18 protein-coding genes are annotated in these 23,947 nt (G+C 68.4%); 12 read left to right on the top strand and 6 right to left on the bottom strand.

What is annotated here, in order from left to right; translation table 11 throughout:
• Window positions 1–132: 132 nt before the first annotated feature.
• On the bottom strand, window positions 133–1,980 hold the full coding sequence (locus tag ACSEEN_RS02125) for a sigma-54-dependent Fis family transcriptional regulator (protein ID WP_298446183.1): 1,848 nt from the start codon (window positions 1,978–1,980) through the stop codon (window positions 133–135).
• Window positions 1,981–2,198: 218 nt separating this feature from the next.
• On the opposite strand from ACSEEN_RS02125, the gene ACSEEN_RS02130 reads away from it, so the two are divergent.
• The 8 genes from ACSEEN_RS02130 to ACSEEN_RS02165 all read left to right on the top strand — a co-directional run bounded on the left by ACSEEN_RS02130 (window position 2,199) and on the right by ACSEEN_RS02165 (window position 11,879).
• On the top strand, window positions 2,199–4,106 hold the full coding sequence (locus ACSEEN_RS02130) for a hydantoinase/oxoprolinase family protein (protein ID WP_440712169.1): 1,908 nt from the start codon (window positions 2,199–2,201) through the stop codon (window positions 4,104–4,106).
• Window positions 4,107–4,152: 46 nt separating this feature from the next.
• Complete coding sequence (locus tag ACSEEN_RS02135; protein ID WP_247867055.1) at window positions 4,153–4,581, top strand: acetone carboxylase subunit gamma; 429 nt, start codon at window positions 4,153–4,155, stop codon at window positions 4,579–4,581.
• Between the two features lie 46 nt (window positions 4,582–4,627).
• Window positions 4,628–6,757, top strand: coding sequence for a hydantoinase/oxoprolinase family protein (locus ACSEEN_RS02140; RefSeq protein WP_440712170.1), 2,130 nt, complete (start codon window positions 4,628–4,630; stop codon window positions 6,755–6,757).
• Between the two features lie 29 nt (window positions 6,758–6,786).
• On the top strand, window positions 6,787–9,090 hold the full coding sequence (locus tag ACSEEN_RS02145; RefSeq protein ID WP_440712171.1) for a hydantoinase B/oxoprolinase family protein: 2,304 nt from the start codon (window positions 6,787–6,789) through the stop codon (window positions 9,088–9,090).
• Window positions 9,091–9,172: 82 nt separating this feature from the next.
• Entirely contained in the window at window positions 9,173–9,958 is a 786-nt protein-coding gene (locus tag ACSEEN_RS02150; RefSeq protein WP_440712172.1) for a hypothetical protein, read from the top strand.
• 11 nt (window positions 9,959–9,969) lie between these two features.
• The gene (locus ACSEEN_RS02155) at window positions 9,970–10,758 is read left to right on the top strand and encodes a CoA transferase subunit A (protein WP_440712173.1); all 789 of its coding nucleotides are present in this window, start codon (window positions 9,970–9,972) and stop codon (window positions 10,756–10,758) included.
• Window positions 10,758–11,411, top strand: a complete 654-nt coding sequence (locus tag ACSEEN_RS02160) for a 3-oxoacid CoA-transferase subunit B (RefSeq protein WP_440712174.1) — start codon at window positions 10,758–10,760, stop codon at window positions 11,409–11,411. Before ACSEEN_RS02155 ends, ACSEEN_RS02160 begins: the two co-directional genes overlap by 1 nt.
• A 93-nt stretch (window positions 11,412–11,504) precedes the next feature.
• Window positions 11,505–11,879, top strand: a complete 375-nt coding sequence (locus tag ACSEEN_RS02165; RefSeq protein WP_440712175.1) for a carboxymuconolactone decarboxylase family protein — start codon at window positions 11,505–11,507, stop codon at window positions 11,877–11,879.
• A gap of 135 nt (window positions 11,880–12,014) precedes the next feature.
• Here ACSEEN_RS02165 and ACSEEN_RS02170 read toward each other — a convergent pair whose 3' ends face one another.
• Window positions 12,015–12,791, bottom strand: a complete 777-nt coding sequence (locus ACSEEN_RS02170; protein ID WP_440712176.1) for a DNA-formamidopyrimidine glycosylase family protein — start codon at window positions 12,789–12,791, stop codon at window positions 12,015–12,017.
• Window positions 12,784–17,463: an ATP-dependent helicase gene (locus ACSEEN_RS02175; RefSeq protein WP_440712177.1), complete on the bottom strand. Its 4,680-nt coding sequence runs from the start codon at window positions 17,461–17,463 to the stop codon at window positions 12,784–12,786. Before ACSEEN_RS02175 ends, ACSEEN_RS02170 begins: the two co-directional genes overlap by 8 nt.
• 230 nt (window positions 17,464–17,693) lie before the next feature.
• Here ACSEEN_RS02175 and ACSEEN_RS02180 point away from each other — a divergent pair, with 230 nt between their 5' ends.
• Genes ACSEEN_RS02180 through ACSEEN_RS02190 form a run of 3 tightly spaced genes read left to right on the top strand, consistent with a single transcriptional unit; the run spans window position 17,694 to window position 19,289 of the window.
• The gene (locus ACSEEN_RS02180) at window positions 17,694–17,930 is read left to right on the top strand and encodes a CbtB domain-containing protein (RefSeq protein WP_440712178.1); all 237 of its coding nucleotides are present in this window, start codon (window positions 17,694–17,696) and stop codon (window positions 17,928–17,930) included.
• Window positions 17,931–17,956: 26 nt separating this feature from the next.
• The gene (locus ACSEEN_RS02185; RefSeq protein ID WP_440712179.1) at window positions 17,957–18,784 is read left to right on the top strand and encodes a CbtA family protein; all 828 of its coding nucleotides are present in this window, start codon (window positions 17,957–17,959) and stop codon (window positions 18,782–18,784) included.
• Between the two features lies 1 nt (window position 18,785).
• A complete protein-coding gene (locus ACSEEN_RS02190; RefSeq protein WP_440712180.1) occupies window positions 18,786–19,289 on the top strand; it encodes a histidine phosphatase family protein in 504 nt (167 codons plus the stop codon).
• 14 nt (window positions 19,290–19,303) lie between these two features.
• Here the strand turns inward: ACSEEN_RS02190 and ACSEEN_RS02195 are convergent, their stop codons facing one another.
• Both ACSEEN_RS02195 and ACSEEN_RS02200 read right to left on the bottom strand, forming a co-directional pair.
• The gene (locus ACSEEN_RS02195; RefSeq protein ID WP_440712181.1) at window positions 19,304–19,771 is read right to left on the bottom strand and encodes an SRPBCC domain-containing protein; all 468 of its coding nucleotides are present in this window, start codon (window positions 19,769–19,771) and stop codon (window positions 19,304–19,306) included.
• 9 nt (window positions 19,772–19,780) lie between these two features.
• Window positions 19,781–21,064: a serine hydrolase gene (locus ACSEEN_RS02200; protein ID WP_440712182.1), complete on the bottom strand. Its 1,284-nt coding sequence runs from the start codon at window positions 21,062–21,064 to the stop codon at window positions 19,781–19,783.
• A 59-nt stretch (window positions 21,065–21,123) separates the two neighbouring features.
• Between ACSEEN_RS02200 and ACSEEN_RS02205 the strand changes: the two genes are divergently transcribed.
• Entirely contained in the window at window positions 21,124–22,347 is a 1,224-nt protein-coding gene (locus tag ACSEEN_RS02205) for an acyl-CoA dehydrogenase family protein (protein WP_298441702.1), read from the top strand.
• On the opposite strand, the gene ACSEEN_RS02210 is transcribed toward ACSEEN_RS02205, so the two are convergent.
• Window positions 22,337–23,863, bottom strand: coding sequence for an acyl-CoA synthetase (locus ACSEEN_RS02210; RefSeq protein ID WP_440712183.1), 1,527 nt, complete (start codon window positions 23,861–23,863; stop codon window positions 22,337–22,339). The genes ACSEEN_RS02205 and ACSEEN_RS02210 overlap by 11 nt on opposite strands.
• Between the last annotated feature and the right edge of the window lie 84 nt (window positions 23,864–23,947).

Genomic DNA, 23,947 nt, shown 5'->3' on the forward strand with positions numbered 1-23,947 from the left:
GGGTGCCGACGCGCACGATGAACCACGTCGAGATCGCCGTCGCATGGTCTTCGGCCCCCTGGATCGCCGGGCGCCGTCTCACGATCGGCCCGGCGCCCGACCGCCACCCTGTCTAGACCGTCGGGGGTGACCTCAGCCTGCGATCCCGTAGGTGCGGAGCTTGCGGTAGAGGCTCGAACGGGCCATTCCCAACTGTTCGGCCGCAGCCGATCGGTTGCCGTCATTGGTGCGCAGCGCAGAGACGATCAGATCCCGTTCTGCGGATTCGACCGGGGTGAGCATTCGCTGGGAAAACGTTTGGCAATAGCCGGGAAGGTCGCCGGCTTGGATCTCGCCGACCGGTCGTCGGCGTAGTGCGTGAACGAGTGCCTCGCGTAGCTGCGATACGTTCCGTGGCCACGAGTACCGGATGATGACGCGATGCGCCTCCGGGCTGATTCGGACCCTTCGGTCGGGGGCCAGCAAACGCAGTAGTGCCGCCGTCACATCGTCGACATCGTCGGTTCGGAAACGCAGTGGCGGGACGCTCACCGATTTGTCGAAGTGGGCGAGGATCTGCTTGAAGGGCAGGTCGGAGTCGAGGGCCGAATCTGACAGCGTGGCGATACACCAGACGGGCTGCTCCAGCTCGCGGAGCGTGGTCAGGAACTTCTCGGCCTCTTCGGCGGCGTCGGTGGTGCACTGATCGATGTTGCGCAAGATGTACAGCGTCGGTGTGGTATCGGCACTGACAAGTTTCTCGACGACCGTCGGATCGTTCTGAGCGCTGAACTGTTCGGCATCCACACTGATGCTCCGGGCATCGTCGAAAAGGCCGTGGAACAGTTCGGTGACCAAGGTGAACTTGCCGGTGCCGGTTTCGCCGACGACTATCGTCGGGGTTCGTTCGATGAGCGCGGTGCGGAGCTCTCGGCAGACGCTCTGCCAGGCGGGTGACCGGCCGGAGACTATTCGTTCGCGCGGACGTGCGAGGTCGTCGATGAGCGAGGATGTCGTATTTGTGGCCAGCCCGATTTCGGGCAGATGGTGGTCGGCGATCTCCACCCCCGACCCGCGCCGGCCGCCACCCGCGATTTCTGCTGTCACCACGATTCCGGCGACATCAAGACCGGTCATGATCCGAGTTCCCGTGATGTGCACCTGCCGACCGTCGTCGAGTGGAACAGTGTCGTGGATCCGATCTTTGTGAAGCATCAGGAACGCGGCATGCTCCCGCAGCGCCTGTTGCTGGCCTGCGTCGAACCATGCCTGTGCGACGTCGTTGACCATGAAGATCGAGCCACCGAAGGCGAACACGGCATTCTTGGTGGTGCGGGCGGACTCCCGTAGGTAGGTGGAGAAGATCGCCTGCTGTGCCTGGCTGCGATCGAGCAGCAGGTTCTGGGCGATGTCCTTCGCCGCGCTCTTGACGAGCGCGTGCATGATCGGGCTCCAGCTATGGCTGAGCGTCGAGATGTCGAGAACGCCCTCGATACGTCGGGTGACGGGATCGATGATGGGCGCACCGGTGCAGGCGAAGGGCTGGAGGTACTCGGTGAAGTGCTCGGGCCCGACGACGCTCACCGGCTGTCCTGCCTCCAGGACCGTGCCTACGCCGTTGGTGCCCATCGTCGATTCGGCATAGGTGTATCCCGGCGCGAAATCGACACGTTCAAGGAGTCGGCCGACGGCGGGGGAGGCGTCGATCCGCTGCACCACACGAGCGTGGCTGTCGGTCAGTGCGACCACCAGCGGCATGTCGATGGTGTCGCTGGTGAGTTGATTGAGAACCGGCCGTGCGCAGCGGACTAGGAGCGAACCGGTATCGATGTCGTCGGTGAATGTGCTGTGCGCCGCCGAGACGTCGACGCCGGCGGCGTGGCTGCGTTCCCATGACGCGACGACGACATCACCGACACCAGCTGCTCCCTGAGGGCCCGATTCGAGGAAATCGGCCCTCGCGGCCGCTACCCGAAGCAGTCGGTTATCGGTATTCGGCATGTCTGCCCTCCGTATGTCGCCGGATGGATGGCCGGTCGGCGCCCGAGGAGGCGCGCGAATCACATGCACAAGTGTGAACGAGATCTGCGTCACGGTCCATGTGCCGGACTGTCTCATTGTGAGACACGCATGCCCTATGAGACAACCACCACTCTTAGAGGGCGGATGTGGCGGACACCACGTCCACAACGCCCCGACAGTCTCATGAACGGACCGGCATGGAAACTCTTATCAACATCGACAACGGTGGAACGCTCACCGACATCTGCGTGTGGGACGGCACCGAGCTCAGCTTCACCAAGACTCTGACGACCCCCCACGACTTGTCTGAGTGCCTCTTCACCGGAATCGAGAAGGCCTCGGCGAAGCTCTACGGAGACGCCGACCTGACTCGGCTGCTGCACCAAGCACAGCACATCCGGTACTCCACCACCCAGGGAACCAACGCACTGGTGGAGCGCAAGGGCCCGATGATCGGCGTGGTCACCACCGTTGACGGCCTGGCCGCGGACATGGTCTCCAGCAGCGACGAGGAGAAGCTCCGGGACGGCCTGATCGGCGAGCGCCTTCTGTTCGTCGATCCGAACTCGGACGATCTTGAGTTCGAGGTTGTGCAGCTGGTCAACCGGCTCACCACGCTGGGTGCCGCGCGTGTGGTGATCGCCGGCGCGGATGCGGAAGAAGAGCGGAAGCTGCGCAATATCCTGCTGCGCGGGTTCCCGCGGCATCTGCTCGGCTCGGTCCCGCTGATCTACAGCTGGGATCTCTCCGGCGATCGGAACGCTGCACGTCGCACCTGGTCGTGCGTTATCAACGCCTTCTTGCACCCGACAATGGAGCGGTTCCTCTACGGAGCCGAGCGGCGCCTGAAAGAGCACAAGGTCGCCAATCCGCTGCTGGTCTACCGAAATGACGGCGCGTCCTCGCGGGTCGCCAAATCGGTGGCGCTCAAGACCTACTCCTCCGGCCCGCGTGGCGGACTGGAAGGAACCGCCGCCCTCGCCGAGGTGTACGGCATCCGGCACGCACTCATGATGGACATCGGCGGCACCACCACCGATGTCGGAGTGGTCGGCGACCGCGAGGTAGTGGTGCGTGAACACGGTGCGATCGAAGGCGTCGACATCTCTTATGGCATGAGTGACGTCACGTCGACCGGCGTGGGTGGCTCGTCCGTGATCAAGGTCGTGGACGGACAGATCACCGTCGGCCCACAGTCAGTCGGCGCGGCGCCCGGTCCGGCCTGCTTCGGTTTCGGCGGCAAACAGGCCACCATCACCGATGTCAACCTGTTGCTCGGCGTGCTCGACCCCGGCACCTATCTGGATGGAACGTTCACACTCGATCCGGAACGATCGCGGGCGGTCATCAACGAGACGGTCGCGGAGCCGCTCGGAATCAGCCTCGACGAGTCCCTGGTGCAGATGGAGAACGCCTATTTCACGGCACTGGCCGGCTCCTTCTCCGCTCTGGTCGAGCCCGATACGACGCTGCTCGCCTTCGGTGGCGCCGGCCCGATGAGCGCGGCGGGGGCCGCCCGGCTTGCGGGCGTTAAGAATGTGTTGATTCCGCGCACCGCGGCGGTCTTCTCCGCGTTCGGTATCGCGTTCTCCGACATCGGCAAGACCTACCAGGTGATCCTGCCTGAGACGACGCGTCAGGCGGCGGAGGAAGCGTACGAGGGCCTCACCGCGCGCGCCAGCCGGGACATGTTCCAAGAGGGCTACGCCTTCGCCGACTGCCAGGCCGTGTGGCGGCTGGTGCTGGAGAACCTGGACGACGGCTCGATCAGCCGGATCCCCTACGCCGTCGGCGACGAGGTCGAATACCCGGGCAATGCGGTCTCCCTGGAACTCGCGGTTTCCGCGCGTCTGCCTCATCCCGAGCTCGAGACTGACGCTCCCGTCGCGGCGAGCGCGGCTCAAGCTGCCAACACCCGCATGGTCCGTTCTTCGGCCGACCAGGTCGATGAGGTTCCAGTGCACGTTCTCGACGACTTGCTGCCGGGCCAGGGAGGGTCGGGTCCGGCGATCATCGAGGGCCCCTTCTTCACCGCCCGCGTCTTGCCGGGGTGGTCCTTCCGGGTGACCGCGGCCGGTGACCTATACCTGTCCGACGACCTCTGATGTCGATCGACCCGAATTCACACATCTTCCCGAAAGGAGGGCCCTCATGCGAGTGCCCATGACCGAATACCTGCTGATCGATCTCGATACCGAGCGCTGGGTCTGCCGCGTGTGCGCCCAGGACATGGGGTCCGCGCACGGCAACTACAAGCCCGCGACCCTAGCCTACGACCGCGATCCGCGGGAGATCCATCAGCCGATCATCGATCCCGAACAGTACGAGTACACCTTCAGTCCCGACCCGGGCTATTGCCGGATCGTCGAGTACTACTGCCCCGGCTGTGCCACCCAGATCGAGGTCGAGTACCTCCCGCCGGGGCATCCTCCGGCCATCGACATGATCATCGACATTCCCGCCTTGCGGGCGCAGTGGGCCGAGCGTGGAGTGGACGCCGAGGAGGCGCACAACTACGGCCCCGGCGAGGACGCACAGAAGTACACCGCCGAGCTCAAGGCCGCAGGGCACATCCGCTGATCCGGGTCCACCGCGATCCGTCTTCCCCCCCAAGGAGTCAAATCCCATGAAACGTATCTCCGTCGATATCGGTGGAACCTTCACCGACTGCTTCTTCGTCTGGGACGACATCTACGTCGACGCCAAGGCGTTGACCACCCATCACAACCTCGCGCTGGGCTTCAACGACGCCCTCGACCTGGCGTGCAAGCGCGCCGGACTCGACCGGTCGACGGTGCTGTCCGAGGTTGATTCCGTGCGCTACGCCACCACTCTGGGAACCAACGCGCTCATTGAGCGCAATGGGCCCAAGGTGGCGGCGATCGTGACGCACGGATTCGAGGACACCATTCCGCTCTCCCGCGGTCGCGGCTACGGCGAGGGACTGGACTACTCGATGCAGCAGAATCTGCCGGCCGCTGAACGGCCGGAGCCGCTGGTGGCACGGTCGCTGATCCGGTCGGTCAAGGAACGGATCAACTCGGCGGGCAAGATCGTTGCGCGGATCGATCCCGACGACGTGCGCAGCGTCGTCCGCGAACTGGTGGACGCCGGGGCTGAGGCGATCGTCGTCTCACTGACCAACGCGACGGAGAACCCCGAACACGAGCTGGCGATCCAGGAGATCATCCTCGACGAGTTCCCGCCGCATGAGCTCGGCGCCATCCCGGTGCTGCTGGGCCACCAGGTGTCCGGCCGCAAGGGCGAGTACGTCCGTGCCACGTCGACCATCGTCGACGGCTATCTGCACTCGATCATGTTCCATGCGCTCTCGCAGCTGTCGAATAATCTGCGCGACTTCGGCTACGACCGCCCGATGCTGGTGATTCACAATTCCGGCGGAATGGCGCAGATGAACTCGACCGACGCACTCCAGACCATCCACTCCGGGCCGATCGCCGGCGTCGGGGCCGCGGAGCACCTCTCGAACGAGACGGGCATCGGCAACCTGATTTCGACTGATATGGGAGGCACATCGTTCGATATCGGTCTGGTTCCGGAGGGCGGGGTGAAGCACTACGACTTCCTCCCCACGATCGACCGCTGGCTCGTCTCGGTGCCGATGGTCCACCTCGATACGCTCGGGGCCGGCGGTGGTTCGATCGCCAGCTACGACCGCATCCACAACTCGGTGAAGATCGGTCCGCAGTCGGCGGGCTCCAACCCGGGCCCGGCGTGCTACGACCGCGGCGGTCTCAATCCCACGGTCACCGATGCCGATCTGGTGCTGGGCTACTTCGATCCGGACAACTATGCGAACGGCTACATCAAGCTGAATCCGCGCCGCGCGAAGTTCGCGATCGAGGAGAACCTCTGTGACTACCTCGACATGGATGTCGTCGAGGTCGCCCGAGTGATCAAGGACGGTGTCGACGAGCAGATGGCGATCGGCATCGGTAAGGAGCTGCGGGTGCGCGGCTACCTTCCCGAGGACTTCACCATGCTCGCCTACGGCGGCAACGGGCCCCTGCACGCGTGCGGCATCGCCCGTCACGCCGGGATCAAGCGGGTGCTGGCGCCGCCGTTCTCGTCGGTCTTCTCCGCATGCGGTGCCGGGAACATGCGCCAGCTGCACTTCCACGAGCGGGGCGTGCACGTGACCCTGTACAACGCCACCACCCGTGCGCTCTACTCCGACTACGCCGACCTCAACGCGGTGATCACAGAACTTGAGGACCAGGGCCGCGAGGATCTGGTTCGGCAGGGATTCGACGGCGACGAAGTGCAGTTCCGGCTGGAACTGGACATGCGCTACGGCAATCAGCTGCTGACCCAGGCCGTCGCACTACCGGACCTCTCCCGCGTCTCCGGGGTCGGCGACGTACTGGAGATCATCAAGACCTTCGGCGACGTCTACAGTCACCGATTCGGTGCTGCTTCGGCCGCGCCGGAGGCGGGAATCCGCTGCAACACCGTGCGAGTGGCCGCCTTCGTCGACGGCGACGTGGTCAATTTCGACACCCTGGAAAACGGTGGCGAGCGCACCGTTCCGGATCCGATCGGCCATCGCCGCGCGTACTTCATCGGGCACGACAAGCCCATCGACACCCCGTTGTACAACGAGGAGGCGCTCTCTGCGGACCGGGTCATCCCCGGGCCGGCCATCGTCACCACCGAAACCACCACTTTCCTCGTTGAGCCGTCGTGGCGACTGGAGCCGACCGAACAGGGTGCGGTCTGGTTCCTCCAGGACTGACCGACACATCTTCCAACTAAGGACACACAATGACTGCAATCAACGAACGTCCGGCGACTCCGCTCACCTCCGAGGAACAGGAGTGGGTCGACAAGTTCATGGACGAGACCACCCTGTTTCTGGGGCCCGACCCGGAGATCATGCGCGATCACAGCATCGCCGCGCGCAGCGACCACGAAGAGATCGCGATCGCGGCCGGCGTCGACCGGCTCGAGGTGGAGCGCATCCGCAAGCGGATCGCCGGAGCTCTCGATGAAGGCTACGAGATGTGCGAAGCACAGGGTGCCGCTCCTGGCGCGAAGTGGGGCGACCTGACGACCGCGATCTACACGGCCTCCGGTGACGTCTCGTACCTGTCGTGCCATGGCGTGATCGCCTTCAGCGCGATCCTGCACCACCCGATCCGCTACATCATGAAGTACTGGAAGGACGAGCCGACCGTGGGAATCCACGAGGGTGACGGCTTCATCCACAACGATGCGCGATACGGCAATGTCCACAACACCGACCAGTCGATGATCATGCCGGTCATTCGTGAGGGGCAGATCATCGCGTGGGTCGCGGCCACGATCCACGAGGGCGAGAACGGAGCGTGCGAGCCGGGTGGCATGCCCTCGGGCTCGGAGACGCCGTTCGACGATGGTCTGCGGATGAGCCCGTTCAAGATCGTGGAGCGCGGTCACCTGCGCCGAGACCTGCTGACCTTCTTGCAGCACTCGGTGCGCGACCCGAAACTGCAGCTCGCCGACCTCAAGGTCAAGATGACTGCGGTCCGCAAGATCATGGAGCGCGTCGACAACGTGATCGATGAGGTCGGTGTCGACACCTTCGTGGCCGCCCTGCGCACCACGGTGGAAGACGTGGACGTCGAGGTCCGTCGCCGGATCTCGGAGCTGCCCGACGGCACGTACCGATTCGACCAGTTCATGGACAGCACGCTCAAAGAGAATATCCTGATCAAGATCGCGTGCAAGGTGACCATCAAGGGTGACCATATGACCGTCGACCTTCGGGGCACGGGGCCGGAGATCCGCAACAGGGCGATCAACTCGCCGCTGTGTTCGGTGAAGTCGATGATGATGCAGGCGATTCTGGCGTTCTGGTGGCCGGATCTGCCGCGGTGCACGGCCGCGATGAGTTGTATCGAGATCATCTCCGACGAGGGCACCTGGGCCGACGCCTCGTACGACGCCCCCATGGGGCAGTCGCTGCAGGCGTCCTTCCGTGGCTTCTCGGCGATGCAGGCGCTGTATAGCCGCATCTCGTTCTCGACCCCGCACAAATACAGCAATGTGGTCGCGAACTGGTTCAACCAGATCAACACCTTCCTGTGGGGTGGTATCACCCAGCACGGCGATATGGTGGGCAACCTGTGTGCCGACCTGAACGGAATGCCCGGCGGAGCCAAGCCGTTCCGCGACGGCGAGGACGCGGTTTCGCCTCTCTTCTGTGCGATGGCTGACACCGCTGAGCAAGAGGTGATGGAGGAGGAAGTTCCGTTCATGCAGCTGGTCGCCAAGCGGCTGGTGCGTGACAACATGGGCTTCGGCAAGTTCAACGGCGGTATGGGATACGAGATGATCGTCGCCGCCGAAGGCACCCCGGAGTGGGGCTTCATGACGGTCACTTCCGGCTCGAAGTTCTCGTCCATTTACGGGATGTACGGCGGCTACGGATGTGGTACCTATCCGCTGGCCATGGTCAAGGGCACCAACGTCTACGAGCACTTCCGTCGGGACAGTAAAACCTTCGACCTGTCGATCGAGAAGATCATGAACGAGCGGCCCTTCGCCGACGGTCAGTACTCGACTTATCACATGGGGCTGCAGTTCGATCTCGCCAAGGACGGCGAACTGTACATGATCAGCCAGGGCGCCGGCGGTGGCTACGGCGATCCGCTGGAGCGTCTGCCGGAGTCGGTCGTCGCCGACGCCGAACTCGGCCGGATCAGCGCAAAGGTGGCCGCGGACGTCTTCGCCGTACACTACGATCCGGAGACCTTCCGGCTCGATGTCGAGAAGACCGAGCAGGCTCGCGCGGATGCGCGCCGGGCCCGCCTGGAGCGTGGCAAGCCGTTTCCGCAGTTCTGCGAGGAGTTCGTGAAGCCCGAACCGCCGCAGGACCTGCACTACTACGGGTCGTGGGGCTCGGATTCCGAGGAACTGACCGCTACGGTGTTCGGCATCGACGGCCCCGAGCGGGTGACCGCGCCGCTCGCCGAACTGCCGATCATCAACATCCCCGATCGGCGTGAGGTCAAGATCGCTGTGCTCGAGCAGCGCGTCGCTGAACTCGAAGCCAAGCACGGCGAAACCGTTAACCGACTTCGCTGACCCTTTCATGCTCCCGAGACGCCGGTCGCGTCTCGGGAGCATGTCCGCCCGACATCCGTTTCTGCCAGCCAAGGACACACTCATGAGTCTCACTTCGCTCGCGGCCGCACCCCCGACCGGCCGCGGTCGCCCCCTCATCATCGACGACACCGACTACGCGACCGCGGTGATCCGGCAGGGCTCCACCCCGCCGTGGACCGACGTCGCCGCCCTCGCCGGGCATTTCGGGCAGGTCCACTCTCTGCTGAATGCCGATGCCACCTGGATCGACGTCCAGCGCTGGCAGCGTGCCCACCTCCAGATCCGCCGTGAGCTCGTCGCCGGTATGGCCGAGCGCTCACGCACCGGCTACGCCCTGCGTGCTCTTCTCGGGGCACCCGATCTGGTGGAAGAGTTCGTTCTGGCGGCAGGCACGGTCGCGCAGACCACCCGCCGGAATCTCGTACTGCGGGTGCCTTCACCCGCCGCCTGGCTGGCATGGGCGCACGAGGTGGCGGGCACGTCCCCCGACGAGATCGACGCCGACGATGCCGACGGTGCGTCGATGTACATCGCCGAATGGCTCGGACAGCTCGGTGCTCTGCCGGTGGACGCCGTCGTTCTCGATGCCGCCGGCGCGCCTGAGGGACTGGTGGAGTCCCTTTCCGAGTACACGGCCATCACCAACATCGCCGCGCACTTCGACTGGTCGGTGCTGTTGCGCCATCCCGACCGGGTCGAGGTCGGGACCGGGGTCACCGTCGGTGTGCTGTCGGCCGGCTTCTGGTGTGACGGTGCGGAGATGCCCGAAGGCGACGTCGTGCTCACGACGATCCCGGCCGAGGCCAATCCCGAGACCGTGCTCGACAAGCTCAAGCAGATGGTCTGAAGGAAGGACACATGGACAAGTCAGTAGACAATGCCGCAGATGCGGTGGCGGTGGTCGAGGAGTCGATGACCGTCGCGACGGGGGGATTCGGAGTGTGCGGGATCCCGTCAATCCTGCTCGCCGCCCTCGCCGATCAAGGGACCCCGGATCTCACGGTGGTCTCCAACAATTGCGGGATCGAGGGCGTCGGCAATTCACTGCTTCTGGAGAACCGTCAGATTCGCCGCCTGATCGCGTCGTATGTCGGCGAGAACAAGGAGCTCGAACGGCAGTACTTGGCCGGTGAGATCGAGATCGAGCTGAACCCGCAGGGCACCCTCGCCGAGCGGCTCCGGGCCGGCGGTGCCGGCATCGCCGCGTTCTTCACCCAGAGTGGGGTGGGTACCGTCGTCGCGGACGGAGGGCTGCCGATTCGGTACGGTCCGGATGGCACGGTGGCGCTGTCGTCGGAGGCCAAGCGCGTTGAGCAGTTCCAGTGGCGCGGTCAGCCGCGTGACTTCGTGCTCGAACACGCCATTTACCCGGACGTTGCGCTCATTCGGGCGTGGAAGGGGGACCGGCACGGGAACCTGCTGTTCCGCAAGGCCGCGCGCAACTTCAACCCGCTGTGTGCGATGGCGGCGGCGGTCACCATCGCCGAGGTGGAGGAGGTCGTCGAACCCGGTGTCCTCGACCCCGACCAGATCCACCTTTCCGGGGTGTACGTCAACGCCGTTCTGCCGCTGTCCCGCGAGGACGCGTCGGACAAGGGGATCGAACGGCGGACGGTACGTCCGCGTATGCGAGAGGCGGCCGTGTGATGGGCTGGACACGAGAAGAGATGGCCACGCGGGCGGCCGCCGAATTGCACGACGGTGACTACGTCAATCTCGGGATCGGGCTCCCCACACTGGTGCCCGGTTGTGTACCCGATGACATGCACATCGTCCTGCAGTCCGAGAACGGCATTCTGGGGTTGGGCCCATACCCGTTCGACGGTGAGGAAGATGCGGACCTGATCAACGCGGGCAAGGAGACGGTGACCGTCCTGAAGGGGGCGAGCTTTTTCGACTCCGCCGCCAGCTTCGCCATGATCCGGTCGGGCCGCATCGACATCGCGGTACTGGGTGCCATGCAGGTCAGCGAGCACGGGGATCTGAGCAACTGGGTCGTTCCGGGCAAGCTGGTCAAAGGCATGGGCGGTGCCATGGATCTGGTGCACGGTGCGCGGAAGGTGATCGTCGTCATGGAGCACGTGGCGCGGGACGGTTCCCCGAAGATCCTGCGGTCCACCACGCTACCGCTGACCGGCCGGCGGGTGGTGGACCGGATCATCACCGATCTGGGCGTGCTCGACGTGACCGGTGAAGGGTTGCGACTGGTCGAACTCGCTCCGGGAGTGGAGGCGGCCGAGGTCGTTGCCAAGACCGACGCCCCGGTGACGGTGGCCCTGGCAACGAGGGAAGTTCGATGACGGCCGCGGCGTGCCGTGTCGGGTGCCCCCAGGCCGCCGCTTTCCTCTCCGGGGCCGGTAGACGCGGGCCCACCCGCCTCCCGGCGCGCGGCGATGGGTGACCCGGAAGCCGTCGAGGCCGGGTTCGCGGTTCGGCGCGCGGTGATGGGCGACGATTTCGTCGACCGTGCGCTGAACCGGACCGCGGGCACCGAATCGGAGGAACTGCAGCGGTTGGTGACCGAGCATGTGTGGGGTGCGATCTGGACTCGCCCGGGTCTGGACCGGCGCAGCCGGAGCCTGCTGAATCTGGGTATCCTGACCGCCTTGCGGGCACATGAGGAACTCGGCGGGCACGTCCGCGGAGCGCTTGCCAACGGGTTGACCCGCGCTGAGATCGTGGAGGCGATCGTGCATAGCGCGGGCTACTGCGGGGCGCCGGCGGCACTGTCGGCGATCAAGGTGGTGCAGGCGGTGTTCGACGAGTGATCCCGTGGGCCGAGGTTGCGACGCAGGAAGTTCACGGCAGCGGCTTGTGAGCCTTGCGGGGGCGGGCGTCCCGTGCCGGGTGGCATGGGACGCCGGCTTCGCCGGAGGTGGCCGATACCAAGTCGGTGCCGTCGCCTACGGTTGGCATCGGGCGCACGAGTAGATCGCCCGCTCGTTTGCGCGGTCGTCACGTGCCAGTGTGCCGCGCCGGATCGGGGTGCCGCAACGGCGGCAGGGACGGCGCTCCCGGCCGTAGACCCACAGTTCCCGCCCGCGGCGATGGTCGCCCGTCGTGGAGCGCACGGCGCGGCGGGCATTCGCCGTCAGCAGCCGGTGGGCGTCGGCGACGACGGCGTCGAGATCGGCCTCGGCGACGGGCCGCGCGGGGTGCAGCCCGGCGAGGAAGCAGAGTTCGCTGCGGTAGATGTTGCCGATCCCGGCCAGATTCCGCTGGTCGAGGAGGGCCAGGCCGAGTGTCCGGTCCGGCCGCGCCGCGAGGTTGGCCACGGCCGTCGCCGGATCCCAGTTCTCCCCGAGCAGATCGGGGCCGAGGTGCGCGACGGTCGCCGCCGGATCGCCGGTCAGTTCCAGAATGCCCAGGTCGAAGCCGACGGCCTCGGTGCCGTCGCCGGTCCGCAGGACCACGCGCGCCGTGAAGCCGGAGCGGCGCCACTTCTCGCCGGCGCGGTAGACGTGCCAGGCGCCGTCCATCATCAGGTGGGAATGGATGGATGTGGTTCCGGTGTCGATGAAGAGGTGTTTGCCGACGGCGCGGACGCGGTCGATCCGGGCGCCGGACAGGTCCGCGGTGGCCAGCCGCGGGACGCGGAAATCGGTGCGGGACAGGGTCTTTCCGGCCAGCGCCGTGTGGAGGCGGTGGGCGGCGAGGAAGACGGTGTCGCCCTCAGGCATGACGGGGGTCGTAGTTCATCCGGAGTCCCTTCGGGGTCGACGCGAAGCCCTGCTCGGCGAGGATCGCGCCGAGGCCGGTGCGCGCCGCGGCGTCGCCGTCGACCTGATCGATGTGAATGCGGGGTACCCGGCCGCGGCGGACCGCGTCGGTGAGCGCCGCGGCGGCGGCTTCCAGACGGTCGGTCTGGTCGGTGAAGGTGAGGATCCGTTTGCCGCCGCGCTCGACGAAGAGCGTCGCCTCACCGTCGACCAGCACGACGAGGGCGCCCGGCTTGCGGCCGGGCCGGTGCCCCGACTCGGGGCGCGCCGAGGCGGGCCAGCCCAGGGCGGCGCCGTAGGGATCGGCCGGGTCGGTCGCGGCCAGTACGACCGCCCGCAGTGATTCCTCGCGCGGGATCGGGGCGGCGTCGCGCAGGGTGTCGACGGTGGTGCCCGCCGCGAACTGCGCGCCGCCCAGACCGTCGACGAAGTAGCCGCGCCGGGCCTGTCCGGAGTCCTCGAACACACTGAGCGCCTTGTAGATCCGCGCGAATCCGCCGGGCACCTCCTCGGCGACGACGGCGCCCTTGGTGACCACCCCGTACCGGTCGAGCAGAATCTCGCAGGCGGCCGCGGCGGCGGTCGTCGGATCGATCTCGGCGCGGTCGAGCCGCACCCAGCGGCCGCCGAGGAGCGGGGGCACGGGCGCCGCGTCGGTCCCGGCGAGATACCGGGACGACAGCCGCCCGGCGCGCAGGCGCGGGGCCCGGCCGCCGCGGACCCGGTGCGCCGGGGTGCCGCCCGTCGCGCCGGCCCGGGAGCGACCGGGGGTGAGCAGGGCGCGTACCGGGGCGAAGGAGTCGTTCGCGATGCGTCCGGTCCACACCAGATCCCACAGTGCGGCGTGCCGTCGCGGATCGTCGCCGATCGCGAGGCCGGCGTCGTCCAGGGCACCCGCCAGGCTCGTGTACCGGAGGGCGCCGCCGTCGAGCCGGTCGAGGATCGCGGTGTGCACCTCGTCGGCGTCGAGGTCGTCGGCCGGGCGCAGGGTCAGCGGGGCGTCCTGCGCCGGATGCAGGGCGATCCAGCCGTCGGCCGCGCCGATCCGGCCGTGGCCGGACCAGACCACCTCGCCGCCGGCGAGCAGTTCGTCGAGCAACGCCGGCCGGTAGTCGGAGATGCGGGACGGCAGCACGAGAGATTCCCAGGCGGATGCCGGGAGCGGCTGGCCGGCGAGCTGCTGGATCACCGACAGGAGGCCGTGCGCGCCGGAGAGCGGCGTCGTGACGTGCTGCCAGTCCAGGAGGAAGCGGGCGTAGGTGGCGTGGTCCACCGGCTCCACCTCGGCGCGTCCGGCGGCGAGGGATCCGCGCCGCAACTGGCCGAGGACGTCGGCGTGGCACCACTGGCTGCGCTCCGGTGGTTCGCGGACGACGAATTCGCCCTCGATCACCGTCCGCCGTCCGGCCAGTCTGGTGAGCGTGTCGCGCACCACCGCGACGCCCATGCCGAGATCGGCCGCGGCATCGGCGGCGGTGAACGGGCCGTGGGTGCGCGCGTAGCGGTGGATGAGGTCGCCGACCGGATCGTTCGGGCCGGTCAGATAGGCCGCCGGGACACCGAGCGGTGGCGGGATGCCCAGTCCGTCGCGCAGGAGGGCGACGTCGTCGATGGCGGCCAGGTGCGCGGTGCCCGACATCGTCACCGTCACCACCCGGCCGGCGTCGAGCTGTCCGGCGAGCACGGCGTCCAGATCCTCGGCGCCGTCGTACCGCTCGGCGATCTGGTCGCGGGTGAGCGGGCCGAGCCAGCGCAGCAGGTCGGCGACGTCCTGCCCGTCCCGCGCCCGCCGCTCGGGCGCGGTGCGCTGCAGGCGGGCGACGGTGTCGGCGAGCACCACCGGGTCGAGCAGCTCGCGCAGGTCCACCCGGCCGAGCAGCTGCGCGAGCAGGGCGGTGTCGAGGGTGAGGGCGGCGGCGCGGCGTTCGGCGAGGGGTGCGTCGTCGTCGTACATGAAGTTCCCGGCGTAGCCGAGCAGCATCGAGGCGGCGAACGGTGACGGGGTGGCGGTCTCCACCTCGACGATCCGGATCCGGCGCGCGGCGATCCTGGTGAGCACCTCGGTGAGGGCCGGCAGGTCGTACACGTCCTCCAGGCACTCGCGCGCGGTCTCCAGGATGATCGGGAACTCCGGGAAGCGCGCGGCCACGGACAGTAGCTGCGCGGCGCGCTGGCGCTGCTGCCACAGCGGGGCGCGCTTGCCCGGATCCCGCCGCGGCAGCAGCAGCGCACGGGCGGCGCACTCCCGGAAACGCGCGGCGAACAGCGAGGAGTCGGCCAGCGCGCGGGTCGCCAGATCGTCGATCTCGTCGGGCGCGACGTCGAACACCTCCGCGCCGGGCGGCGCGTCGTCGGTATCGGGCAGGCGGACGATGATGCCGTCGTCGGTGGCGGTGGTGACCCCGTCGAGGCCGAGACGCTGGTCGAGCTGCGCGGCGATCGCACTCGCCCACGGTGCGTGCACGCGGAGTCCGTAGGGGGAGTGCAGGATCAGCCGCCAGTCGCCGAGCTCGTCGCGGAAGCGCTCGACCACCAGCGTCCGGTCGGTCGGCAGCGTGCCGGTCGCCTCGCGCTGGTCGGCGATCAGCGCCGCGAGATTACCGCGCGCGTAGTCGGACAGGCCGATCTCCCGCGCGGACTCGTCGAGTTTCGCCGGGTCGCCGACGGTACCGACGAACCGGCCGATCGCCGCGCCCAGCTCGGCGGGCCGCCCGACGGCGTCGCCGATCCAGAACGGCAGCCGGCCCGGCTGGCCCGGGGCCGGGATCACCAGCACGCGGTCGTGGGTGATCTCGACGATGCGCCAGCTGCTCGCGCCCAGCGCGAAGACGTCGCCGACGCGCGATTCGTAGACCATCTCCTCGTCGAGTTCGCCGACGCGGCGGGCACCTCCGGATTCGTCCCCGGCGAGGAACACTCCGAACATGCCGCGGTCCGGGATGGTGCCGCCCGAGGTGACCGCGACCCGCAGGGTGCCGCGCCGCGCGGTGAGGGTCCCGGTGGCCCGGTCGTAGTCGACGCGGGCCGCCAGGCCGGCGAACTCGTCGGACGGGTAGCGGCCGGAGATCAGGTCGATCGCCGCGTCGTAGACATCGCGCGTGAGGTCCCGGTACGGCGCGGCGCGGCGCACCACGTCGTACCAGTCGTCCACGTTCACGTCGTCGACGGCGGTGGCGGCCACGGTCTGCTGGGCCAGGATGTCGAGCGGATTCCGCGGGACGGTCAGTTGCTCGATCTCGCCTTTGCGCATCCGCGACACGGTGACGCAACAGCCGATGAGGTCCATCCGATGCTTCGGGAAGACCACACCCTGGCTGATCTCGCCGACCTGGTGCCCGGCCCGGCCGATCCGCTGCAGGCCCGAGGCCACCGACGGTGGGGTCTCCACCTGGATCACCAGGTCCACCGCGCCCATGTCGATGCCCAGCTCCAGGGAACTGGTGGCGACCACGCAGCGCAGGCGACCGGACTTGAGGGCGTCCTCGATGTCGGCGCGCTGCTCCTTGCTCACCGACCCGTGATGGGCGCGGGCCAGGATCGGCGGGGCTCCGGCCACGTCCAGGGTGCTGATCGACGACGGCTTGCCGCCCGGGACCGCGGGATTGCGGGCCAGGGCGTCGACGTCGATCCCGGCGCGCTCGGCGGCGATCTCGTTGAGGCGCGCGGTGAGTCGTTCGGCGAGACGCCGGGAGTTGGCGAAGACGATGGTCGAGCGGTTGGCCTCGATCAGGTCGACGATCGACGATTCCACGAACGGCCACAGGGAACCGGCGGTCGGGGAGAAGGCGTCGTCGAGTTCGTCGTTCTCGGCGGCCGGCGCGGGGACGTTCGTCATGTCCTCGACGGGCACGTCGACGCTCAGATCGAAGGTCTTCGCCGCGGGCGGGCGCACGATGGTGCACTCGGCGGCGCCGGCCAGGAACCGGGCGACGGTCTCGGGTGGGCGCACCGTCGCGGACAGGCCGATGCGCTGAGCGGGCCGGCCGGTGAGTTCGTCGAGCCGTTCCAGGGAGAGGGCGAGATGGCTGCCGCGTTTGGTGGGCGCGAGGGCGTGGATCTCGTCGACGATCACCGTCTCGACGGTCCGGAGCGTCTCACGGGCCGCCGAGGTCAGCATCAGATACAGCGACTCGGGTGTGGTGATGAGGATGTCCGGCGGATCGGCGACGAGGGCGCGGCGGGCCGCGGCCGGGGTGTCGCCGGAGCGGACCCCGACGCTGATCGTCGGCGCCGGCAACCCCAGCTCGGCCGCCGCGTGACCGATCCCGACCAGCGGCGCCGACAGATTCCGTTCGACGTCGACCGCGAGGGCTTTCAGCGGCGAGACGTAGAGGACGCGGACGCCTCCAGGCCCCTGCCCATCGACCGCGTGTCGTCGCAAGCTCCGCCACGCGAGCTCAGGACCCTCCCCGTCGAAGGGAGAAGGTGGGGGCCCGGCGGTGAGGCGGTCGATGGCCCACAGGAACGCGGCGAGGGTCTTACCCGATCCGGTCGGCGCGATCACCAGCGTGTTCTCGCCCCGGCTGATGGCGGACCAGGCTCGCTCCTGCGCCGGGGTCGGCGCACCGAACGCGCCGTCGAACCAGCGACGTGTCGCGGGACCGAATCCCGCCGGAGTGTCCCTGGCGGCCATGGCGTCCATTGAACCGCAGCCCTCCGACAGTCGAGTGCACCGAGCGGGTGCGTTCGCGATAAGCTGACCGCTGCACCCGACGCGGGAAATGCGGTGAAAGTCCGTAACGGTCGCGCCACTGTGAGGGTCCTGATCGAGGTCCCGAGTCAGAACGCCGCGGCGGGTGTCGTCCGTTCACCCGGCGGATGCCCACGTCAACGGGACGCACGATCCCGGAAGCAGGTTGTCTCATGACCGCATCGACCCACTCGGCCGGGAACGCCGCGCAGCGCGCTCGCAGCCTGGCCGTCCCGCATCTCGACACCGCGTCGGCGGCACTGTTCCTGACCGCCACCGTCCTGGTCGCCGCGCTCGCGTACTACTTCCTCGGCTACGACCAGGGCGCCGTCTCGATCTTCGGCTCGGACACCCACGTCCACGAGTTCATTCACGACTCGCGGCACTTCCTCGGTTTCCCCTGCCACTGATCACCGCGGAACGAGGACAACAGAACATGGAACGCAAATTCGTCGGCGCCGGCCTGCTCTCGGGCCTGATCGCCGGAATCATCACGTTCATCTACGCCCGCATCTTCATCGAGCCGCAGGTCGAGAAGGCGATCGACTACGAGGAGTACCGGTCGCACGCCGAGGAGAAGATGAACGTCGCGCTCGGCGGTGCCCCCGAGCACGGCCACGAGCACGAGGTCTTCACCCGGACCATCCAGGAGAACGTCGGAGCCGGTATCGGCACGGTGATCTTCGCGCTCTGCATGGGCGCCTTCTTCGCGGTGGCCTTCACCTTCCTCTGGGCGTACGTCGGACGGCGCTGGGCGAGCGTCGACCCGCGCCTGGTCGCCGGGGCGCTGGGCGTGCTCGGCTGGGTCGCGGTGATCGGCGTGCCGTTCTTCGTGTACCCCCCGAACCCGCCCGCGGTGGGCGACGAGGACACCATCGGTGCCCGCTCCGGGTCGTACTTGACGATCACCGCGGTGTCGGTGGTCGCGATGATCCTCGCCGTGTGGGTCACCTTCGCGCTGTGGGACCGGTTCGGCGGTCTGATCTCCGGGATCTTCTCGGGCATCGGATTCCTGATCGTGGTGACGATCGCCGCCGCGCTGCTCCCGACCTTCAAGGAGATCCCGGGCCCGGTGGAGCACGACGGCACCATTTTCGGCGCCGGCTTCCCCGGTCAGGTGGTCGCCGACTTCCGCGTCTACGCGATCGCCAACCAGGTGATCCTCTGGTCCGTGCTCGTGCTGGTCTTCTGCCTGATCCTGGGCCGGATGCTGCGCAATCCCGCGGACACGCAGGAGCGGGCCGCCGAGCCGGCCGGCGCCTGACGTGCTGGTCGTCGTCGCCGGGCGTACCGCGCCGAATCGGTCGGTGCGCTTCGGCGGCGAGCACGACCCTCTCGACGCGCGCGGGATCGCGAGCGTCGAGGCCCTGATCGTCGCACCTCCGGGCCGGTCCGCCACGCGGGCCGGCCCGGAGGCATCGGTGCGGCAGAGCGCCGGGCTGCTGGGCCGGTCGTACGACGTCGACCCCGGCCTCGCGACGCTCGACGTCGGATCGTGGCGGGGCCGGACTCCGGAGGAGATCCCGCCCGGCGAGCTGGGGGTGTGGTTCGCCGATCCCGACGCGGTTCCGCACGGTGGGGAGTCCGTGCGCGTCTTCGTCGAACGGATCCGCGATCACGTGGCCGGCCTCGAACCGGAAACGGTTCTCGTGGTGGCGGCCCCGGTCGCGCAAGCGCTGCTGTGCGGCGGTCCGGACGTGTTCTTCGCCGCCGACGTCCGGCCGGCGTCGACGCACTCGGTGGACGGCCTGGGTCGTGGCTCGCGGTGACGCGGGTGCGGTAGTCATTCCTCCGGTTCGAGATACGCCGCGAGGTTCGCCAGCGACGAGGTGAGGCCCGCGGCGTGGTCGCGGGCACTGATCCCGCGCGGGACGTCCCGTGCGGTGAACTCGACCAGCGTCCCGTCCTCGTCGGGGTACAGCGTCCAGTCCATCCGCATGGTGCCGGCGAAGGCCGGGTCGGCGGAGACGAAGTCGACCTCCTGGGTCACGCGCTCGCCGGGCACGACGCCGGTGATGCGCACGTCGGACACGTCGGAGTCCGCGGCCGTCTTGCCGGGGGCGCCGCGGGCGTCGTCGTAGGTGAGGACGAGCCGGTACGACCCGCCCGTCCGCATGTCGAAGTGCTCGAAACGTCCGCTCATGCCCCGCGGCGGCAGCCACCCGGACAGTGCGGTCTCGCTGGTCAGCGCGTCGAAGATCGCGGCGCGATCGGCGTGGACGAGGAGGCTGGCGCGGTCGGTTCTGCCCATGGCCGGACTCTACCCGCGGGGGATCTCCCGGCTGATCGCGTCGAGCAGTTCGCCGTACCGGCCGGACTCCGGGTGGTCGCCGGGCTTGCCGGTGGACACGACCGCGGCCGCCAGCCTCCGCTGCGGGTCGGCCCACATCGCGATCTGCGTGAGACCGGTGTGCCCGAACGCGGCGGGGGCGTCGCGGCCGAACGGCCCGAACCGGGTGGACCCGAGCATGTAGCCGGTACCCCAGCGCAGCGGGACGCCGCCGGTCGCGACGTCGGGGCGCAGTCGTCGTCGCTGCCGGGTGGCCGCGCGCAGGGTCGACGGCCAGAGCACCCGGTGGCCGTCCAGCTCGCCGCCGCGGCGCAGCAACTCGGCGAACCGGGACAGTTCGTGCGCGGTGGAGACGGTGTTCGACGACGGCACCACGCCGGTCAGGAACTCCGGCCGGTTGGCGCGCTCGACGGTCTTCGCCAGCGAGCCGCCGACCACCTTGGTGAACACCGCGTCGGCCAGTCCGGAGGTGGGTGGGCCCGTCGCGTAGCTCGGGGCCACCCGGGCGACGTCGCCGCGGTGGACGCCGAAGTTGGTCCACCGGAAGTCCAGCGGGTCGAGGATCTCGTCGGCCAGGATGTCCCGGATGCCGCGGCCGGTGGCGGCCGCGACGATCTCGCGGACCAGCGGTCCCCAGGTCAACGCGTGATAGACGTGCACGGCGCCCGGCGGATACACCGGCCGCAGCCGGGCCAGCATCTCGCGGGTGTAGGCGCTGTCCTCACTGCGGCGCAGATCCGGACGCGGCCCGGTGGGGATCGGCACGCCGGCGCGGTGGGTGAGGACGTGGTCGATCGTCGTGCGTCCCTTGCCGTGGGCGCGGTAGCCGGGCAGGAGGTCGTAGACCCGGTCGGACAGACGTAGTTCGCCGCGCTCGGCGAGCATGTGCACGACGGTCGCGGCCATCGCCTTGGCGGCGGAGAACACGCAGACGGGAGTGCCGGTGGTGAGCGGTGTGGTGAGGACGGTCTCGCCGTCGGCGCGTCGCGCGGCGTCGTCCGGTCCGTTGCCGGTCGCGTGACCGATCGCCCGGTCGAGGACCACCTCGCCGTCCACCCGCACGCACACCGAGATGCCGGGCTGCACGCCCGCCTGATACCAGTGCCGGGCGGCCGACCAGATCCGTTCCGGCCCCGCGGGATTCGCCGGCAGCCCGGCCTCGTCGCCGACGTCGGTGATCGAGTCGAGGTAGTCGGGCGCCAGACTGTCGGGCGGATGGATGCGGCCCGATTCGAGCGTCGTTGTCGCGGTCACGACGTTCACGCTAGTCTCGACGGGAAACTGAAACGTGTTCTAACTCTGGGAGGCCGGCCTTGTTCGAGTGGTCCGACGAAGACCTTATGGTGCGCGACGCGGTGCGCGGGTTCATCGACAAGGAGGTCCGGCCGCACGTCGACGAGCTGGAATCGGGGACGCTGCCGCCGTACGACATCACCCGGAAGATGCTCGCCGCGTTCGGGATGGACGCGCTCGCGGCGGAGAGCCTGCAGAAGGAACTGGCCGCCGAGGAGGCTGGGGAGCAGCGGAAAGCGGGCGGTTCGACGTCGCTGGCGAACACGATGTTCCTGATCCTGAACATGGAGATGGCCGGGGTCAGTCTCGGCTTGATCGCCTCGCTGGGGGTGTCGATGGGGTTGACGGTCTCGACCATCCGCAGCCGCGGCACCCTCGCGCAGAAGCGGCGCTGGCTGCCGGGTCTGGTCACGATGGAGAAGGTCGGCGCGTGGGCGATCACCGAGCCGGACAGCGGTTCGGATGCGCTCGGTGGCATGAAGACCACGGTGCGGCGTGACGGCGACGACTACATCCTGAACGGCAACAAGACCTTCATCACCAACGGGCCGTACGCCGACACCCTGGTCGTCTTCGCCAAGCTCGACGAGGGTGACGGCACTCCGATACGTGAGCGCAAGGTGCTGACCTTCGTGCTGGACAGCGGCATGGACGGGCTGACCCAGGGTCCGCCCTTCAAGAAGATGGGCATGATGAGCTCGCCCACCGGGGAACTGTTCTTCGACGACGTCCGCGTGTCCAGGGACCGGCTGCTCGGCGAGACCGAGGACACCGGCGCGGATCGCCGCGGCGGTGAGGGCGCGAAGGCGGGCTTCACCGCCGAACGCATCGGAATCGCGGCGCTCAGTCTGGGCATCATCAACGAGTGTCTGCGACTGTGCGTGGACTACGCGCGGAGCCGCACGCTGTGGGGGAGCGAGATCGGCAGGTTCCAGCTGATCCAGCTCAAACTCGCCGAGATGGAGATCGCCCGGATGAACGTGCAGAACATGCTGTTCACCGCGATCGAGGCGTCCGGAGCGGGGAAGCCGCCGACGCTCGCGCAGGCGTCGGCGATGAAGCTGTACTCCTCGCGCGCCGCCACCGAGGTGGCGATGGAGGCGGTGCAGCTGTTCGGCGGCAACGGCTACATGGCCGAGTACCGCGTCGAACAGCTGGCCCGCGACGCGAAGTCGCTGATGATCTACGCCGGTTCCAACGAGATCCAGGTGACCCACGTCGCCAAGGGGCTGCTCAACGACTGACCGCGGAGCCCGTGGTGCCGAACTCCTCGCGGAGGGCGCGCTTGAGCAGCTTGCCGGTGGCGTTGCGCGGGAGGACGTCGACGAACTCCACCCGCCGGGGAGCCTTGAACGCGGCGATCCGCGCCCGGCAGTGGGCGATCAGGTCGTCGGCGGAGGTGCTCGCTCCTTCGTGCAGGGTGACGATGGCGGTCACCGCCTCACCCCAGGTCTCGTCGGGGACACCGATCACGGCGACGTCGTCGACGTCGCCGTGCGCGAACAGCACCTGCTCCACCTCGATCGGGTAGACGTTCTCGCCGCCGGTGACGATCATGTCCTTCTTGCGGTCGACGAGGGTGACGAAGCCGTCGGCGTCACGGCGGGCGAGATCGCCGGTGTGGAACCAGCCGCCGCGCTTCTCATGGGCGGTGACCGCCGGCAGTCCCCAGTAGCCGGCGAAGACGTTCGGCCCGGCGACCAGGAGTTCGCCGACCTCGCCGACGGGCACGTCGTGGTCGGCGTCGTCGACGATCCGGATGTCGACGTGCAGCACGGGCCGCCCGACGGATCCGGCGTGACTGCGGACGTACCGGGATTCCAGGACCGTCGCCGTCGGGGCGAGTTCGGTCATGCCGAAGCCCTCCATGAAGGTCAGGCCCCGGCTCTGATAGAAGTCGATGACCGGGAGAGGGCAGGGCGCACCGCCGCACAGCAGGCAGCGGAGGGCGGACAGGTCGTAGTCGCCGAAATCGGGGACCTTGGCCATCGCCGCCCACATGGCCGGAACCATGAAATGCACCGTCACCCGGTACTCGGCGAGGAGCCGAAGGGTCTGGCCCGGATCGAACGCCGGCGCGACCACGACGGTGCCACCGGCGTACAGCAGCGAGAGCACGAACAGCCCGAGTCCGCCGATGTGGAAATTCGGGGCGACGGCCAGCGATCGGTCCTTCGGGGTGACGCCCTCACCCGCGGTGATCATGTTGATGGCGTTCCACTCGAAATCGCCGTGCGTGAGCATGGCGCCCTTGGGCTTGCCGGTGGTGCCCGAGGTGTACATGATCATGGCGACGTCGTCGGGCCCCACCGGTTCCTCGTCGGCGAAGACCTCCTCGGGCCCGTCCAGCGCGTCCAGATGTGCGACCTCGACCGCCGGTGACGACGCCGCGGCGGCGTCGGCGGAATCGGCGGCGAGTTCGGCGAACATGTCGTCGTGCAGGAGCAGGGCGGGTGCCGCGTCGGAGATCAGGTAGCCGATCTCCGCCGGGCTCAGCCGGAAGTTGACCGGCACGGTGATCGCTCCCAGGCGCGCGACCGCGAAGATCGTCTCCAGCTGGGCCACCGAGTTCAGGCTGATGATCATCACCCGGTCGCCGCGGCGCACCCCGCGGGCCCGGAGCGCGGCGGCCCGCCGGGCACTCCGCGCGGCCAGCTCCGCGTAGGTGATCTCGCTGCCGTCGCCGGAGTCGATCAGGGCCAGTGCCGCGGGGGTCCGCTCGGCACGTCGGGTGATCCAGCTGGACAGTCCGGACATCATTCCGCCTCGCGTCTCGACACGCGACGCCAGACGGCGCCACCGATGCCGAATCTAACGAACCCCGCACCGGAGTGGTGCGGGGTT

Source organism: Gordonia marina, from assembly GCF_052036135.1.
GTDB lineage: Bacteria > Actinomycetota > Actinomycetes > Mycobacteriales > Mycobacteriaceae > Gordonia.

Bases quoted from the DNA above. Each gene is read 5' to 3' on its own strand.
- ACSEEN_RS02155 (WP_440712173.1), top strand. From the start codon at position 9,970: ATGGACAAGTCAGTAGACAATGCCGCAGATGCGGTGGCGGTGGTCGAG.
- ACSEEN_RS02185 (WP_440712179.1), top strand. From the start codon at position 17,957: ATGGAACGCAAATTCGTCGGCGCCGGCCTGCTCTCGGGCCTGATCGCC.
- ACSEEN_RS02150 (WP_440712172.1), top strand. From the start codon at position 9,173: ATGAGTCTCACTTCGCTCGCGGCCGCACCCCCGACCGGCCGCGGTCGC.
- ACSEEN_RS02180 (WP_440712178.1), top strand. From the start codon at position 17,694: ATGACCGCATCGACCCACTCGGCCGGGAACGCCGCGCAGCGCGCTCGC.
- ACSEEN_RS02175 (WP_440712177.1), bottom strand. From the start codon at position 17,463: ATGGCCGCCAGGGACACTCCGGCGGGATTCGGTCCCGCGACACGTCGC.
- ACSEEN_RS02165 (WP_440712175.1), top strand. From the start codon at position 11,505: ATGGGTGACCCGGAAGCCGTCGAGGCCGGGTTCGCGGTTCGGCGCGCG.
- ACSEEN_RS02125 (WP_298446183.1), bottom strand. From the start codon at position 1,980: ATGCCGAATACCGATAACCGACTGCTTCGGGTAGCGGCCGCGAGGGCC.
- ACSEEN_RS02210 (WP_440712183.1), bottom strand. From the start codon at position 23,863: ATGATGTCCGGACTGTCCAGCTGGATCACCCGACGTGCCGAGCGGACC.
- ACSEEN_RS02130 (WP_440712169.1), top strand. From the start codon at position 2,199: ATGGAAACTCTTATCAACATCGACAACGGTGGAACGCTCACCGACATC.
- ACSEEN_RS02145 (WP_440712171.1), top strand. From the start codon at position 6,787: ATGACTGCAATCAACGAACGTCCGGCGACTCCGCTCACCTCCGAGGAA.
- ACSEEN_RS02170 (WP_440712176.1), bottom strand. From the start codon at position 12,791: ATGCCTGAGGGCGACACCGTCTTCCTCGCCGCCCACCGCCTCCACACG.
- ACSEEN_RS02195 (WP_440712181.1), bottom strand. From the start codon at position 19,771: ATGGGCAGAACCGACCGCGCCAGCCTCCTCGTCCACGCCGATCGCGCC.
- ACSEEN_RS02135 (WP_247867055.1), top strand. From the start codon at position 4,153: ATGCGAGTGCCCATGACCGAATACCTGCTGATCGATCTCGATACCGAG.
- ACSEEN_RS02160 (WP_440712174.1), top strand. From the start codon at position 10,758: ATGGGCTGGACACGAGAAGAGATGGCCACGCGGGCGGCCGCCGAATTG.
- ACSEEN_RS02140 (WP_440712170.1), top strand. From the start codon at position 4,628: ATGAAACGTATCTCCGTCGATATCGGTGGAACCTTCACCGACTGCTTC.